The sequence below is a fragment of the Streptomyces sp. TG1A-8 genome (genome assembly GCF_030499535.1).
Classification (GTDB): Bacteria; Actinomycetota; Actinomycetes; order Streptomycetales; family Streptomycetaceae; genus Streptomyces.
In genome coordinates this window covers 2,797,186-2,812,179 of the sequence record NZ_JASTLB010000001.1, presented here as the reverse complement: position 1 = coordinate 2,812,179, position 14,994 = coordinate 2,797,186, and the positions used below count along the sequence as shown (strand labels likewise).

The 14,994-nt window shown below is 73.8% G+C and carries 11 protein-coding genes and 1 pseudogene; 7 read left to right on the top strand and 5 right to left on the bottom strand.

Annotation, left to right across the window (positions count from 1 at the left end):
- Nucleotides 1–9 precede the first annotated feature (9 nt).
- Nucleotides 10–1,473 (bottom strand): FAD-dependent monooxygenase, encoded by a 1,464-nt coding sequence (locus QQY24_RS11910; protein ID WP_301972656.1) that lies wholly within the window; start codon nt 1,471–1,473, stop codon nt 10–12.
- 71 nt (nt 1,474–1,544) lie between these two features.
- On the opposite strand from QQY24_RS11910, the gene QQY24_RS11905 reads away from it, so the two are divergent.
- Entirely contained in the window at nt 1,545–2,195 is a 651-nt protein-coding gene (locus tag QQY24_RS11905) for a TetR/AcrR family transcriptional regulator (protein WP_301972655.1), read from the top strand.
- Nucleotides 2,196–2,256: 61 nt separating this feature from the next.
- On the opposite strand, the gene QQY24_RS11900 is transcribed toward QQY24_RS11905, so the two are convergent.
- The 3 genes from QQY24_RS11900 to QQY24_RS11890 form a co-directional block, all read right to left on the bottom strand.
- Complete coding sequence (locus tag QQY24_RS11900) at nt 2,257–3,411, bottom strand: acyltransferase (RefSeq protein WP_301972654.1); 1,155 nt, start codon at nt 3,409–3,411, stop codon at nt 2,257–2,259.
- Nucleotides 3,412–3,647: 236 nt separating this feature from the next.
- The gene (locus QQY24_RS11895; RefSeq protein ID WP_301972653.1) at nt 3,648–4,982 is read right to left on the bottom strand and encodes an alpha-2,8-polysialyltransferase family protein; all 1,335 of its coding nucleotides are present in this window, start codon (nt 4,980–4,982) and stop codon (nt 3,648–3,650) included.
- Nucleotides 4,979–5,956 (bottom strand): glycosyltransferase family 2 protein, encoded by a 978-nt coding sequence (locus QQY24_RS11890; protein ID WP_301972652.1) that lies wholly within the window; start codon nt 5,954–5,956, stop codon nt 4,979–4,981. Before QQY24_RS11890 ends, QQY24_RS11895 begins: the two co-directional genes overlap by 4 nt.
- A 198-nt stretch (nt 5,957–6,154) precedes the next feature.
- On the opposite strand from QQY24_RS11890, the gene QQY24_RS11885 reads away from it, so the two are divergent.
- The 4 genes from QQY24_RS11885 to QQY24_RS11870 are packed head-to-tail and all read left to right on the top strand — an operon-like array spanning nt 6,155 to nt 10,912.
- Nucleotides 6,155–7,465 carry a DUF6716 putative glycosyltransferase gene (locus QQY24_RS11885; RefSeq protein ID WP_301972651.1) on the top strand — a complete coding sequence of 437 codons (1,311 nt, stop codon included), beginning with the start codon at nt 6,155–6,157 and terminating at the stop codon, nt 7,463–7,465.
- Between the two features lie 32 nt (nt 7,466–7,497).
- On the top strand, nt 7,498–8,760 hold the full coding sequence (locus tag QQY24_RS11880) for an N-acylneuraminate cytidylyltransferase (RefSeq protein ID WP_301972649.1): 1,263 nt from the start codon (nt 7,498–7,500) through the stop codon (nt 8,758–8,760).
- 14 nt (nt 8,761–8,774) lie between these two features.
- A complete protein-coding gene (locus QQY24_RS11875) occupies nt 8,775–9,713 on the top strand; it encodes an N-acetylneuraminate synthase family protein (protein WP_301972648.1) in 939 nt (312 codons plus the stop codon).
- Between the two features lie 50 nt (nt 9,714–9,763).
- Nucleotides 9,764–10,912: a hypothetical protein gene (locus QQY24_RS11870; RefSeq protein ID WP_301972647.1), complete on the top strand. Its 1,149-nt coding sequence runs from the start codon at nt 9,764–9,766 to the stop codon at nt 10,910–10,912.
- A 122-nt stretch (nt 10,913–11,034) separates the two neighbouring features.
- Here the strand turns inward: QQY24_RS11870 and QQY24_RS11865 are convergent, their stop codons facing one another.
- Nucleotides 11,035–11,898, bottom strand: coding sequence for a restriction endonuclease (locus tag QQY24_RS11865; RefSeq protein WP_301972646.1), 864 nt, complete (start codon nt 11,896–11,898; stop codon nt 11,035–11,037).
- Between the two features lie 458 nt (nt 11,899–12,356).
- On the opposite strand from QQY24_RS11865, the pseudogene QQY24_RS11860 reads away from it, so the two are divergent.
- Nucleotides 12,357–13,579 (top strand): annotated as a pseudogene (locus QQY24_RS11860) (amidohydrolase).
- Nucleotides 13,580–13,859: 280 nt separating this feature from the next.
- The gene (locus tag QQY24_RS11855) at nt 13,860–14,909 is read left to right on the top strand and encodes a BMP family protein (RefSeq protein WP_301972645.1); all 1,050 of its coding nucleotides are present in this window, start codon (nt 13,860–13,862) and stop codon (nt 14,907–14,909) included.
- Nucleotides 14,910–14,994 lie beyond the last annotated feature (85 nt).

Here is a 14,994-nt window from a genome sequence, read left to right as displayed (position 1 = left end):
GCCGGTCGCTCACTCCGCCCCGGGGGCCGCGGCCGGGACGCCGTCCGCGGCCCCCCGGACGCCCACCCGGCGCAGGTACGCCCCCAGTCCCGCGGCCGTGTCGCCCGCCCAGCCGACGTAGCCGTCCGGGCGGACCAGGAACACGCCGGGGCCGTACGACTCCGGGGCGGCCGGCAGCGCCCGGACCCCCGGGACCCCCGGGACCCCGGGGACCTCCGGGACCCCGGGAAGGGGGAGCGCCGCGCCCAGCAGCGTCCAGTGCGGTCCCCGGAACGCGTCGAAGAGCCGGACGCCGTCCACCCTGCCGTCCGGGGCGCGGTCGCCCGCCCGGACCCCCGACGGCGTGGTGCGCCGCTCCCGGCTCAGGGACGACTCCCGGTACCCCAGTCCGAGCTGCGCCGTCGCCCGCCCGCGCCGCACCTCCCCGCGGTGCACGCCCGTCGACAGGTCCAGCACGGCCGCGGCGTTGGCGCGCCGCTCCTCCCCGTAGGTGTCGAGCAGGGCGTCGGGCGCCCCGCCGAGCAGGACCGCGCCCAGCTTCCAGCCCAGGTTGTAGGCGTCCTGGACGCTGGTGTTCAGGCCCTGCCCACCGGCCGGCGAGTGGACGTGCGCGGCGTCGCCCGCGAGCAGGACGCGGCCCGCCCGGAACCGGTCGGCCAGCGCCGCCCGGGGCCGGAAGCCGGAGGCCCAGCGCACCTCCGTGACGTCCTCGGGGGCGAGGTGCGTGTACGCGGCGACCACCTCGCGGACGCCCTGGAGGGTCGGCTCGGGCCCGGTGCCCTCCGGGAGCCGTGCCGTCAGCTGGAAGTCGTCCGTGCCGGCGAGCGGGCACAGCATGGCGCCGGTGCCGCCGGCCGCGGGGAAGGCGTGCCAGTGCTCCCGGTCGAGCCCGCGCAGCCGCAGGTCCGCCACGAGGAACGGCGCCGGGTCGACCGCCTCGCCGGTCATCCCCACGCCCACCGCGCGCCGGACCGCCGAACGGCCGCCGTCGGCCGCGACCGCGTACCGCGCCCGGACGGCCGAACCGTCGGCGAACCGCGCGGTCACTCCTCCGGCGTCCTGCTCCAGGTCCGTCAGCCCGCGCCCGAAGGCGACCCGGCCGCCCAGCTCCGTCAGCCGCGCGTGCAGCACCTCCTGGGTGCGCCACTGCGCGACCATCCACGGCTCGGTGTACGGCGCGCCCCCGTCCGCCTCCACCGGCTCGAACATCGGCTGCTCGCCGACCCGCTCGCCGTCCTCCCAGACCATCCGCACCGGGTAGGGGCCGCCGGCCGCGCGGATCGCGCCGAGGACGCCGAGGTCGTCGAAGACCTCCTGGGTGCGCGGCTGGATCCCCTTGCCGCGCGATCCGGGGAACAGGGCGTCGGCCCGCTCCACGAGGAGCGCGTCCACCCCGCGCCGCGCGAGGTCGACGCCGAGGGTGAGACCGGTCGGGCCGGCGCCCACGACGAGGACATCAGTCTGGACATCCATCGCAATTCCCCTTAACGACGTTAAGTACCGCTGTCCGAGAGGTTGCCCTTAACGTTGTTAAGCTGTCAAGCGTGAGCACGGAACGAAGGGCGCCCCTGGACCGCGGGCGGGTCGCGGAGACGGCGCTGCGGCTGCTGAACGAGACCGGCCTGGACGGCCTGACCCTGCGGGCCATCGCCGGGGAGCTGGACGTCAAGGCGCCGGCGCTGTACTGGCACTTCAAGGACAAGCAGGCGCTGCTGGACGAGATGGCGACCGAGATGTACCGGCGGATGGTCGCCGGCACCTCGCTCGACCCCGCCGACACCTGGCGGGAGCGGCTGCTCAAGGTCAACCGGGGGCTGCGGACCGCCCTGCTGGGCTACCGCGACGGCGCCAAGGTCTTCAGCGGCTCACGCTTCACGGGCCTGGACCACGCCCGCCACATGGAGGCGGACCTGCGCGTCCTGACGGGCGCCGGCCTCACCCTCGCGCAGGCGGTGCACGCGGGCCGGACCGCGACCGCGTACACCGTCGGCTTCGTCACCGAGGAACAGGGCGTGCGCCCCCTGCCGGGCGAGCGCCGGGAGGGCTTCGACGTGGAGGAACGCGCCCACCGCATGGCGGGCTTCCCCCTCGCGGCAGCCGCCGGCCACCTGCTCTTCGACGGCTACGACGCCCAGTTCGAGGAGGGGCTGGCCCTGGTGGTCGCGGGGGTGGGGGCGCGGTACGGACTGGGCTGAGACCGGGCCCGCACCGCCGGTCCGGACGGGGGCGCCCGCCCGGCGCGGGGGCGGGCGGACGTCAGCGCACCCTGCTCAGCGCCCCGCGCAGCCGCGGCGTCAGCGGCCGCTCGACGAAGCGGTGCAGCAGCCAGGCCAGCGTCAGCATCAGGGCGAGCGTCAGGGCGAAGGCCGCCGCCGACGGGAGGTGCGCGCCCCGGTGCAGGGCGCGGATCACCACCCAGCCCAGGTGCTCGTGGACGAGGTAGAACGGGTACGTCAGCGCCCCGGCCACCGTCAGCCAGCGCCAGTTCGCCCAGTCCAGCCGGCCGAGCGCGACCGCGGCCACCGCGAGGAAGCCGAGGGCGACGACGAGGACGACGCCCCAGGACGTGCGGTGGGCGAAGGCGTGCGGGTCGGAGGCGTTCCACAGGCTGCGCACGGCGTAGTGCTGGCCGACCAGGAAACCGACGCCGACGATGCCCCACGCGTGGGCGTCCCCGCGGTCCCGGTGGACCAGGTAAAGACCCATCCCGCCGATGAAGAACGGCGCGTACTGCGGCATCAGCACGAGGTCCAGCAGCGGTTCCCGTACCCCCTGCGCGATCGCCGCCCCCAGCGTCCAGCACGCGCAGAACATGATCACCCTGCGCCGGTTCGCGCCCGGCAGGACCACGACGAGGGCGAACAGCGCGTAGAAGCGGATCTCCGCCCACAGGGTCCAGTCCACGCCCAGCACCCGGTCCACGCCCAGCGGCTGCTGGAGCAGCGTCAGGTTCACCAGCGCGTCGCTCGGCGGGACCGTCTCGTAGGCGACCACCGGCAGCGCGAACACCGCGGCGACGAGGAGGACGGCCGCCCAGTAGGCGGGCATCAGGCGGGAGACGCGGGAAGCGAAGAAGGAGCGCAGCGAACGGCCCCAGCCGCTCATGCAGATGACGAAGCCGCTGATGACGAAGAAGATCTGCACGCCCAGGCAGCCGTAGGCGAACGGCGTGTGCAGCGTGGGGAACTGCTGCTGCGGCGAGGTGCCCCAGGCCTCGCTGACGGGACCGCCGCGGCCGCCGTAGTGGTAGAGCGCCACCATCAGCGCGGCGACCAGCCGCAGTCCGTCCAGGGCCCGGAGCCTGCCGCCCCCGCGGGCGGCCGGCGGGGGCGGGGCGGGGACGCCTGGCCCCCGCGCGGACGCAGTCGTGGCGGACTGCGGCTTCGTCGTGCTCACGACCGTCTCGGTCACGCTGGTACCCCTCGCAGTACGCCGCGGGTTCTGCCGTGCGCGCTCCCGGCCGCCCGGGCCGGCGGGGAGGCGTCCACCGGCAGCCTAGGTGTCGCCCCGGGGACTTCTGCTTCGAGGGAAGCGCCCTTCGTCCAGCGCTCCCCAAGGGTTCACCGGGCTGTCGGACAGGTTTCCCGCAGTCTTCCCCCGCCCCCGGCGGGGGGCGGCCGGCCCCGCCCCGTCCCGGCCGCCGTGGTTCAGCGGCGCACCGCCTTCCGCAGCGCCCTGGCGCGTCGCACGACCCTGCGCGCCGTGGAGTTGCGCGGCAGGAACATCAGGCCACCGGGGACGCCGCCCGGCAGGCCGAGCGCGGTCAGCCGCCGCTTCTTGAAGTACCGCAGCGTCCGCTCGTCCGGGTTCGCGGCCAGGTACCGCTCCGCCTCCCCGCGCAGCCGGGGCAGGATCTTCGGCTGCATCGCGAAGCCCACCGCGCGCACCAGCGTCCCCAGCCCCGCCACGTCCGTGCCCCGGCGCTGCCCGGTCACCGCGGCACGGTCGGCCAGGTCCGGCAGCAGCGCGTGGACCACGGTGACCGGGATCCGGTTGCTGTTCTCGAACGGGGTCAGCCGCTCCAGCAGCAGTTCGGTGCCGACCCGGGCCACCGGCAGGCCGTACAGGGCGGAGGCGGTGAGCAGCGCGGTGGAGAAGCAGCCGACGACCAGTGCGGGACGCGTGCGCTGGTACAGCACCTCGGCCAGGACCGGCGTGTCGAGCACGGTCACCTCGGCACCGAGCTTCGCGGCCTCCTGCTCCAGGCGGCGGGTGAAGCGGGCCGGGGCGGTGGGATGCGGCTTGAACACCACCTTCGTGTGGCCGAGGGCGACGGCGCCCCTGACCATCGCCACGTGCAGGTCCTCCTCCTCCTCGGCGGAGAGGATGCCCAGCGCGGAGAGGTACTGGCCGAGCAGCAGCGCGGGCTCCTCGACCTCCGGCAGGCCGTCGCCGGCCGGGAGGAGCTGGGCCAGCACCTTGGTGAAGGCCGGCGTCGGCACGATCTGCGCCGGCACGCCGAACTCGGTGAGCAGCAGGGGCTCCAGACCCGGCACCAGGTCCAGGTGGAGGACCCGGTCCACCCGGGTGCCCACCAGCGGGTCGATCTTGTTGCGGGTGGGGCCGTAGCTCATCAGCCCGTCGGCGTAGACGGTGACCGGGGCGCCGTGGAAGATCTGGGCGAGCGCGAGCGACGGGTTGACCTGGATCGACTCGACCGCCAGCTCCACGTCGTCGTCGGCGAGCCGCCACTCGTGCCGCAGGTACCGCTCCCACAGGGGCATGTCGTCCACCCGGGGCGCCCAGCCGCCGGGGTGGAAGGGGAAGATCGTCTCGTTGTACGACAGGACGTCGTCGAAACGGTCGCGCAGCTGCTCGAAGCCGGGCATCTCCTCTAGCCCGGGCGTGGTCTCGGGGGTGGCCGCGTTGTTGCAGACCAGCAGGACGCGCCGGTCGGCGGGGCGGAAGCAGCCGGAGTCGAGGGCGGCGGCGAGCGTGGCCATGCCGTACAGCGTCGACGCCTGGAAGATCTGGGTGGTCACGCGGCGGCCCCCGCCGGGGCGGGGCGGCGGCGCAGCCGGCGCAGCCTGGTGGCGCGCTGCAGGTCCATGGAGTCCAGCGCCTCGTCCAGCACGTGCTGGGGCATGCGCCGCAGGGCGGCGGCGCTCAGTGATCTCAGTTGCTTCGCCACCGCGGGCTCGAACCTTTCGATGGATCCCAGGTGATGGGAAATGATGGCGCAGTACGTGCGGACGGCCTTGGGCAACAGGACGTCCGCCTCCCGGTCCGCGGCGGTTTCCGCGATGACCCGGTCGAAGGCGCGGATGAAATCGAGCTGCCGGACATCGCCGATCTGGGTGAGCGACGAGGCGACCCCGCGCCGGTAGAACACACCCAGCAGGCTCACCGCGGCGAAGGACTCGGCCTCCCGGTGCAGCTTCCAGATCCACGGCCGGTCCTCGGCCGTGCGCAGCCCGTCGGTGAAGTGCAGCAGGCCCCTGTCCACCAGCCGGCGGTGGTAGACGCCCGCCCAGGCGAAGGCGTAGTCCACCGAGGTGGACCGGTCGGCGGGCAGGATCGCCTCCCGCGGGTTCATGACCACGTTGCGCCGGCCGACCGGCACCCGGTGCACGGTGCGCGCCCGTGCGGTGCACTGCACGTGGTCGGTGCGCAGGAAGTCGCAGCCCAGTTCCTCGATGGCGGCGACCAGCTTCGGGTAGTAGCCGGGGGCGAGCCAGTCGTCGCCGTCCAGGAAGGTCAGGTACTCGCCGCGCGCCCGGTCGATACCGGTGTTGCGGGCGGTCGCCAGCCCTCCGTTCCGCTCGTGCCCGACCAGCACCGCGCCGGGCAGCTCGCGCTCCGCGCGCGCGAGGATCTCTGGTGTCCCGTCGCGCGAACAGTCGTCGACGAGAATGAATTCGAAGTCGTCACGCGCATTCGCCCGCAGGCTCGTGAGCGTGTCGGGCGCGTATTGCTGCACGTTGTAGAACGGCACGATGACGGAGAGCTTGACCACGCAGGGGACGTTAGTGCGATGCCCGTCATTCGTTCTGACGGTCGCCTTGATGCCAGGTGAACGACGCGTGGCGAAGCCGTGAACCAGGACTTTTCCCGGGCCGTTCCCGGCCCGATTAGCCATTCGGCGATGTGCTGTTAACCGTTTGTTGCATTCGGGTTGGGCGGAACATCGGAATGCCTTCCTAGCGTCTTGGACGTGCCAGCAAGTGCTACGAAGTCCCTGCGGGTCGCCGTCCTCGCGGATTCCGACACCCGGTGGAAGTGGGGCGCGCTCACCGCGCAGCGCCTCGCTCCGGCGGGTGCCGGGATCCGGCTCGACGGCTACCTCCTGCGGGGCCGCGCCACTCCCACCCCCCGCCAGCTGAACGAGGTCGGCGTCCGGGCCGACTCCCTCCACGAGGTCACCGGCGCCGGGTTCCTGCGCGCGATGACCGAGGAGTCCTACGACGTCCTCGTCCTCGCCCTGGTCGGCGGCGGTGTCCAGGCCATGCTGCACGGGCTGCGCAACGCCTGGGGCTCCGGGAGGCGCCCCGTGGTCGTCACCGGCTACGTCGGCGTCGTCTACGAGAAGCTCGCCGACGGACTGCTGCTGCGGCACGGCGCCGACCTCGTCCTCGCCAACTCCCGGCACGACGCGGACCGGTTCCGGGCCGTGTACGAGGGGGTGGGCGCCGACGCCGCCGCGGTCACCGAGGTCGCCCTCCCCTTCCTCGGCGGGGCGCCGTACACCGGCGAGCACGACCCGTACACCGTGGTGTTCGCCGCCCAGCCCTCCGTCCCGGACAACCGCAGGGACCGCACCTACCTGCTGGACCGGCTGATCGCGCACGCCCGCCGGCACCCCGGGCGCGAGGTGCTGCTGAAACTGCGCTCCAAACCCGGCGAACACACCACCCACATCGAGGAACTGCCCTACCAGAAGCTGGTCCAGGGCACCGACACGCCCGCCAACTTCCGCCTGGTGTACGGGCACATGGGCGAGGTGCTGGACCGCACCGACCTGCTCGTCACGGTCAGCTCCACGGCAGCCCTGGAAGCCCTGCACCGCCGCATCCCCACGGTCGTCCTGACCGACCTCGGGGTGCGCGAGGCGCTCGGCAACCACCACTTCACCGGCTCCGGGTGCCTCGCCTCCTGGGACCAGCTCGACGCCGGGCACCGCCCGGTGGCCGACCCCGGGTGGCTGGCCCGGCAGGGCGTCGCCGCCGACGGCTCCTACGCCACCGCCTTCGACGCGGCCCGCGCACGCATCGCCGGGCTGCTGGACCGCCCCGGCGGCCTGCCGCCCCTGAACCCCTACTACACCCCCGAGACCGCGCCCGGCTACCTGCCCGGCATCCTCGCCCGCCACCACCTCGGCCCCGACGGCGCCCCGCTGCCCGGCGCGCCCGCCGCCGACAGGGCGCCCGGGCCGGTCCGCCAGATCGTGCGCCGGGCCGCGCGCGGCGCCTACCGGCACGGAGTCCAGCGGGTCGCCCCGGTGATCCGGCGGATGGGCGAGTTGTGAGCGACCGGGTCCCACGTCAAGGAGAAGAGACCATGCCCCACTCGGAAGCGGGCCAGGGCGCCCCGGCGCACCGGGTCCTCGCGGTGATCCCCGCGCGCGGCGGCTCCAAGGGCGTGCCCGCCAAGAACCTCGCGCCCGTGGGCGGCGTCCCGCTGGTGGCGCGCGCGGTGCGCGAGTGCCGGGCGGCCCGGCTGGTGAGCGACGTCGTCGTGTCCACCGACGACCAGGCCATCGCGGCCGCCGCCCGGCAGGCCGGTGCGGAGGTCGTGCTGCGGCCCGCCGCCATCGCCGGCGACACGGCCACCTCCGAGGCCGCGGTCCTGCACGCCATGGACGCCCACGAGGCCCTGCACGGGGCACCGGCCGACGTGGTGCTGCTCGTGCAGTGCACCAGCCCGTTCGTCGTCCGCGAGGACGTCGACGCCGTGGCCGCGGCCCTCGTCGAGGGCGGCGCGGACACCGCCGTGACCGTGGCCCCCTTCCACGGCTTCCTGTGGCGGGACGGGGCGGACGGGGCGGACGCGGCGGACGGGGCCGACCGGGCGCAAGCGGCCGGCGGCCACGGCGTCAACCACGACAAGTCCTTCCGCCCCCGCCGCCAGGACCGCCCCCAGGACCTGCTGGAGACCGGTGCCGCCTACGCGATGGACGCGGCCGGTTTCCGCGAGCACCGGCACCGCTTCTTCGGCCGCACCGAACTGGTCCGCACCGACCCGGCCCGCGTGCTGGAGATCGACGACCCGCACGACCTGGCCCGGGCGCGCGCGCTCGCGCCCCTGTTCGACGCGGACCGGCCCGGTTCGCTCCCCACCCACGACGACATCGACGCCGTCGTGCTCGACTTCGACGGCACCCAGACCGACGACCGGGTGCTGGTCGACTCCGAGGGACGGGAGTTCGTCGCCGTGCACCGCGGAGACGGACTCGGCATCGCAGCCCTGCGCAGGAGCGGCCTGAAGATGCTGGTCCTGTCCACGGAACAGAACCCGGTGGTCGCCGCCCGGGCCCGGAAGCTGAAGCTCCCGGTGCTGCACGGCGTCGACCGCAAGGACCTCGCCCTCAAGCAGTGGTGCGAGGAGCAGGGCATCGCGCCGGAGCGCGTGCTCTACGTCGGCAACGACGTCAACGACCTCCCGTGCTTCGCCCTCGTGGGCTGGCCCGTGGCGGTCGCGAGCGCCCACGACGTCGTACGCGGTGCCGCACGCGCGGTCACCACCGTCCCCGGTGGCGACGGCGCGATCCGAGAGATCGCCGGCTGGATCCTCGGCCCCTCCCTCGACTCCCTCCCCCAGTAAGGACATCCCCTGCCATGAGCACCAACTCCCGTCTGCGCACCTTCGGTTCGCGTGAGGTCGGCCCCGGCCGCCCCGTCTACATCTGCGGCGAGATCGGCATCAACCACAACGGTGAGCTGGAGAACGCCTTCAAGCTGATCGACGTGGCCGCCGAGGCCGGCTGCGACGCCGTGAAGTTCCAGAAGCGCACCCCGGAGATCTGCACCCCGCGCGACCAGTGGGACATCGAGCGCGACACCCCCTGGGGCCGGATGACCTACATCGACTACCGCCACCGCGTGGAGTTCGGCGAGGACGAGTACCGCCGGATCGACGCGTACTGCAAGGAGAAGGGGATCGACTGGTTCGCCTCCCCGTGGGACACCGAGGCCGTCGCCTTCCTGGAGAAGTTCGACGTCCCCGCCCACAAGGTCGCCTCGGCCTCCCTCACCGACGACGAGCTGCTGCGCGCCCTGCGCGCCACCGGCCGCTCGGTCATCCTCTCCACCGGCATGTCGACCCCCAAGCAGATCCGCCACGCGGTGGAGGTCCTGGGCAGCGAGAACATCCTGCTCTGCCACGCCACCTCCACCTACCCGGCCAAGGCCGAGGAGCTGAACCTCCGCGTGATCAACACGCTGGAGAAGGAGTACCCGAACGTCCCGATCGGCTACTCCGGCCACGAGACCGGTCTGCAGACCACCCTCGCCGCCGTCGCCCTCGGCGCCACCTTCGTCGAGCGCCACATCACCCTCGACCGCGCCATGTGGGGCTCCGACCAGGCCGCCTCCGTGGAGCCGCAGGGCCTCACCCGCCTCGTCCGCGACATCCGCACCATCGAGGCCTCCCTCGGCGACGGCGTCAAGAAGGTCTACGACTCCGAGCTGGGCCCGATGAAGAAGCTGCGCCGCGTCTCCGGCGTCGTCGCCGAGGCGGAGATCGCGGCGGCGGCGGGTGAGCCGGTCGCGGTCTGAGCACCCTGATTGCCCGACGGATTGCCCTACGACGGGACGGTCGCACGCCGATGAGCCCCCGAGCCGGTCACGCCGGCCACCCCGCCCGCACGCTCGCCTTCGTGGAGAGCCCGGTACAGCTGCTGAACGTGCTGGAGTGGGCCCACCTGCACGGCCTGTGCGGCGCCGCCGAGCCGGCCGGGCCGGCGGCGCCCGCGCAGGCGCGGCGGCCCGCGGTCGGCGCCCCGGCGCCGCCCGGCGCGGAGCTCACCGTCGTCGTCCTGTCCCCGACCGACCCGATGACCCGGGGCCAGCTGCGCCGCATGGCGGACCTGGCCCGGGACGAGGGCCACCGGGTGCGCTGGGAGGAGGCGCGGGGCGGCACGACCGCGCCCTTCCACACCATCGGCGGCCTGGCGGGACCGCTGCGCCGGGCGGACCGCATCGTCATGGGCGACCCCTTCTCCCGCTACGTCCAGCTCCTGCTGACCATCACCCGCGCCCGCGACCTGGTGGTCGTGGACGACGGCACGGCGACCATGGAGTTCGTCGCCCAGCTCGCCCGCGGTGAGCGCCTGGTGCGCTGGCACCGCAAGGGCGGCCGGCCCGGCCCCCGCGACCTGCTCTTCGCGCCGGTGTCCTCCTCCGCCCGCCGCAGGCTGACGCCCAGCGGGCGACGCAGCGTGGAGGTCTTCTCCTCCATGCCGGTGACGCAGACCCCGCAGGGCGTCACGGTCACCGCCAACGACTTCACCTGGACCCGCGCCCGCTTCGGCCCCCCGCGCATCACCCAGAGCGCGGACATGGTCGGCACGTCCCTGGTGGAGACCGGGGTCGTGGACGGCGAGCGCTACCTGGAAGCGGTCCGCGCGCTGGCCGAGGCCCACGGCGCCACGCGCTACTTCGCCCACCGCCGCGAGAGCGCCGGCAAGCTGCACCGCCTGGCCGCCGAGACCGGCCTGGAGGTCGTCCGCCCGGACCTCCCCCTGGAACTGATCGCCCGCCGCGGGCCCGTGGGCCGCACGATCCTCAGCTTCCCCTCCACGGTCGTCCACACCCTCCCGCTGGCCCTGGCCGGCACGGGTGTCCGCGTCGCCGTCTGCGACATCGACCCGGGCTGGCTGACCGAGAACGCCTCCCCCCGCGCCGCGGGCTTCCTGTCGGGCGTGACGGGAACGGCCCGGGACGTGCACCGGCTGGCGGCGGTGGGCCTGGCCTAGGGTCTTCCGCCCGGGCCGGGCCGGGCCCGCGGGGCCGTCGGCCCGGGTGAACGGCGGCGGCCCCGGGGTCCCGGTCCGACCGGGCCGGACGTTCCCGCGGGTCCGCCGCCCGGTGACCCCGGTCAGGCGCCGACGCCCGCCCGCTCCCAGGGGCTGGGCCCGCTCCCGTCGCGCCACGCGGCCAGCTCCTCGCCGTTCACGCACACTATTCCGCACTGCTGCGCGTAGTCGAGGGCGGGAGCGGTGAAGTCGCTCGTCGTGACCAACGCCGCGACGTCGGCCCCGTGGACGGTGAAGCACGTCCCGCCGAAGCGCTGCATGTCCTGCGAGCCGACCTTGTTGGCGTCGCCGTAGCGCTTGCACTGGATGATCACGCGCCGTCCGTCGGGGGTGACCGCCACGACGTCGGCGCCCAGGTCGCACGCTCCGCCCACCACCTCCACCTCCCGGCACTCGTCACGGGCGCACAGGTCGGCTATGGCCTGCTCGAAGCCGTCGGGGTCCAGCTCGGTGTAGTCCACCGGGTGGTCGAGGACGACGGTCGGCTCCACCCCGTCCGGCACCGGCGGCGCGCCGGCGCCCCACGCCGCGTCCGCGACCGGGCGCCGCTGCCCGGGCACGGCGCCCACCGGCACGGCGCCGGCCTGCGGCGCACCGGCCGGCGCCGCCTCGTACGCCGTCGTGCCGCCGAGGCCGTCGGCCGCCCGCTCGGCCGCCTCCTCCAGCGCCTCGGCGGCACGCCGCGCGCACCGCGCGGCGGAGAAGCGGCGCCACCTGGACCGGCCCAGCAGCGCGGCGGCCACCCCGATCACCAGGAGTGAGCCGGCCCAGAACGGGCGGCGTTCGACGATGTCCGCCGCGGTGCGGACCACGAACGCCAGGACGCACAGGAGGATCGCGAGCAGAAGGAAGAACAGCGCGGTCGTGCGCAGGTCGAAGCGCCGCTCACGGTCCATGCGCCGGACGGGTCCCGAGGGTACGGTCATTCCGCTTCCTTCCGGAGGGCGACAACGGGGTCACTCGTCTACGCGTGCCCGAGATCGCCGCTTTCAACGGCGGTCGGCGCCCTGCCGGTCCGGGCCGTGGGCACCTCGCGGCCGGCCGCGCCCGCGGCGGCCGGAACCCGCCGGCCGGCAGGAACGCCCGGGGCGGGTCTCCTGCCCGTGCGACCGCCGCACCCCGTGGCCACCGGTTCCGGGCCCGCCCGCGCGGGCGCCGACGTGTCCGGGGCCGCCGCCGGACGCCGGTCCCGGTTCGTGGACACGACGCGCATCCGGAGGGGAAGGCATGGTATGCGTGGAGGAGGAAACAAGTGTTTTACCCATCAGAGTCCGCTGCCATGCGTCCGCCGGTCAGATTTTCTTCCCCTAACGGGCTGAACTTTTGTTGATCGAGGGTCAGTTGACCGGTCGGCCGTCCTACCCTTCAGAGGGTGAACCAATTGATGTCCCGAGAGTCCGAGGCAGGCCTTCCCGGGGGAGTGCTCCCCGGCGTGCTCAGCGAGTCCCTGCACGCCGAACTCGTGGCCTTCCGCCGCGACCTGCACATGCACCCCGAGCTGGGCAACCAGGAGTTCCGTACGACCGCCGCGATCAAGGAGCGGCTGGAGCGCGCCGGGCTCCGCCCCCGCGTCCTGGCGAGCGGGACCGGACTCGTCTGCGACATCGGGCTCCCCCGGGGCAGCGGTCCGCCGTGCCGCTGCTCGCCCTGCGGGCCGACATCGACGCCCTGCCCATCCCGGACACCAAGACCGACTGCCCGTACCGGTCCACCGTGCCCGACCGCGCCCACGCCTGCGGCCACGACATGCACACCACCGTCATGCTCGGCGCCGGCCTCGTCCTGGCCGACCTGCACGCCAAGGGCCTGCTGTCCCGGCCGGTGCGGCTGATCTTCCAGCCCGCCGAGGAGGTGCTGCCCGGCGGCGCCCTCGGCGCCATCGAGGACGGCGTGCTCGACGGCGTGGGCCGCATCCTCGCCGCGCACTGCGACCCCAAGGTCGAGGTCGGCCGGATCGGGCTGCGGCACGGCCCCATCACCAGCGCCTGCGACCGCCTGGAGATCGCCCTCGACGGCCCCGGCGGCCACACCGCGCGCCCGCACCTGACCACCGACCTGGTCACCGCCGCCGCCCGGATCGCCGTCGACGTGCCCGCGGTCGTCGCCCGGCGGATCGACAGCCGCAGCGGCCTGGCCGTGACCTGGGGCCGGATCGAGTCCGGTCACGCCCCCAACGTCATCCCGCAGCACGCCGAGCTGTCCGGCACCATCCGCTGCCTGGAGCTGGACGCCTGGCGGCAGGCCCCCGACATCGTGCACGCGGCCATCGACGAGGTCGCCGCCCTGCACCGCGCCAAGTCGGAGATCACCTACCTGCGGGGCGTGCCGCCCGTCGTCAACGACCGGGAGTCCACCGAACTGCTGCGCCGGGCCATGGTCGCCCGGCGCGGCATGAAGTCCGTGGAGAGCACCGAGCAGAGCCTGGGCGGCGAGGACTTCTCCTGGTACCTGGAGCAGGTGCCCGGCGCCATGGTCCGGCTCGGCGTGCGCGCCCCCGGCGACCGCGGGGTGCGCGACCTGCACCAGGGCGACTTCGACGCCGACGAGAACGCCATCACGGTCGGCGTGGAGCTGTTCACGGCCGCAGCACTGCTCGAGGCGCCGTAGGCCGCGGCACCGGCGGGCGGTCGCCGACGGCAGGATCGCCGTCGGCACCGGGCGACTCCTGCCGTGGTCCCGGGCCGGCCGGGGCCGTGCACCGGCCCGCCGCGACGGTGCGCCCCTTGCCTCGTGCGAGGGGCGCGCTGCTGTCCGTAACCTTGGCCGTGACGGTGGCCACAGCTCGATAACGGACCGGACATTGGGGGTTTTCCGTCCGGTCTACGCGCGTTACGCTGCCGCGGAACCAGCGCCTGGTTTGGGCGCTTGCACAAAGGAGTCACGTTCCATGCGCCGGGTGTCCCGTATCACCATTGCAGGCGTTGCGACCGCAGCGCTCGCCCTCACCGTTTCCGCCTGTGGAAGCTCGTCCACCTCGTCCTCCTCGGGCGACGGCAAGTCCAAGGGCATCGGCCTGGCCTACGACGTCGGCGGCAAGGGTGACCAGTCCTTCAACGACGCAGCCTACGCCGGCTACCAGAAGGCCGAGAAGGACTTCGGCGTCGGCGGCCGGGACATCGAGCCGCAGGACGGCGAGTCGGACGCGGACAAGGCGCAGCGCCTGGAGACCCTGGCCAAGGCGGGCTACAACCCGATCATCGGCGTCGGCTACTCCTACGCCCCGGCCGTGAAGCAGGTCGCCGCCAAGTACCCGAAGGTCACCTTCGGCATCGTCGACGACAACACCATCCACGCGAAGAACGTCGCCGACCTGGTCTTCCACGAGGAGCAGGCCTCCTACCTGGCCGGCGTCGCCGCCGCGAAGGCCACCAAGAAGAACCACGTCGGCTTCATCGGCGGTGTGGACATCCCGCTGATCCACAAGTTCGAGGCGGGCTTCAAGCAGGGCGCGCAGTCGGTCAACCCGAAGATCAGGATCGAGTCGCAGTACCTGACCCAGACGGCCCAGGAGGGCGGCTTCTCCAGCCCCGACAAGGGCGAGAACGCGGCCAACGGCCAGATCGACGCGGGTGCCGACGTGATCTACGCGGCCGCCGGCCTCTCCGGCCAGGGCGTGATCAAGTCCGCCGCCGCGCATAAGGTGTGGGCCATCGGCGTCGACTCCGACCAGTACAAGCAGACCGCGCTGGCGGCCTACAAGAACTCCATCCTGACCTCGGCCCTGAAGAACGTGCAGGGCGCGGTCTACGACCTGGCCAAGTCGGTCATCAAGGACAAGAAGCCGCAGAGCGGCGAGATCCGCGGCTCGCTGGAGAACGGCGGCGTGGGCCTGTCCGACGCCAACCCGGCCTTCAAGGGCAACGCCGACATCCAGGCCGCGGTGAAGAAGGCCGAGGACGGCATCAGGAACGGCAGCATCACGGTGAAGACCTCTTGACGATCGCGGACGTCCGCGTCGGAGGTCTTGGCCGGAGGGCGCTGTAATGGCAGCGTTACGGCCGCGGAACGGGGTGCGGTGAGGA

Bases quoted from the DNA above. Each gene is read 5' to 3' on its own strand.
- QQY24_RS11870 (WP_301972647.1), top strand. From the start codon at position 9,764: ATGAGCCCCCGAGCCGGTCACGCCGGCCACCCCGCCCGCACGCTCGCC.
- QQY24_RS11880 (WP_301972649.1), top strand. From the start codon at position 7,498: ATGCCCCACTCGGAAGCGGGCCAGGGCGCCCCGGCGCACCGGGTCCTC.
- QQY24_RS11875 (WP_301972648.1), top strand. From the start codon at position 8,775: ATGAGCACCAACTCCCGTCTGCGCACCTTCGGTTCGCGTGAGGTCGGC.
- QQY24_RS11865 (WP_301972646.1), bottom strand. From the start codon at position 11,898: ATGACCGTACCCTCGGGACCCGTCCGGCGCATGGACCGTGAGCGGCGC.
- QQY24_RS11855 (WP_301972645.1), top strand. From the start codon at position 13,860: ATGCGCCGGGTGTCCCGTATCACCATTGCAGGCGTTGCGACCGCAGCG.
- QQY24_RS11910 (WP_301972656.1), bottom strand. From the start codon at position 1,473: ATGGATGTCCAGACTGATGTCCTCGTCGTGGGCGCCGGCCCGACCGGT.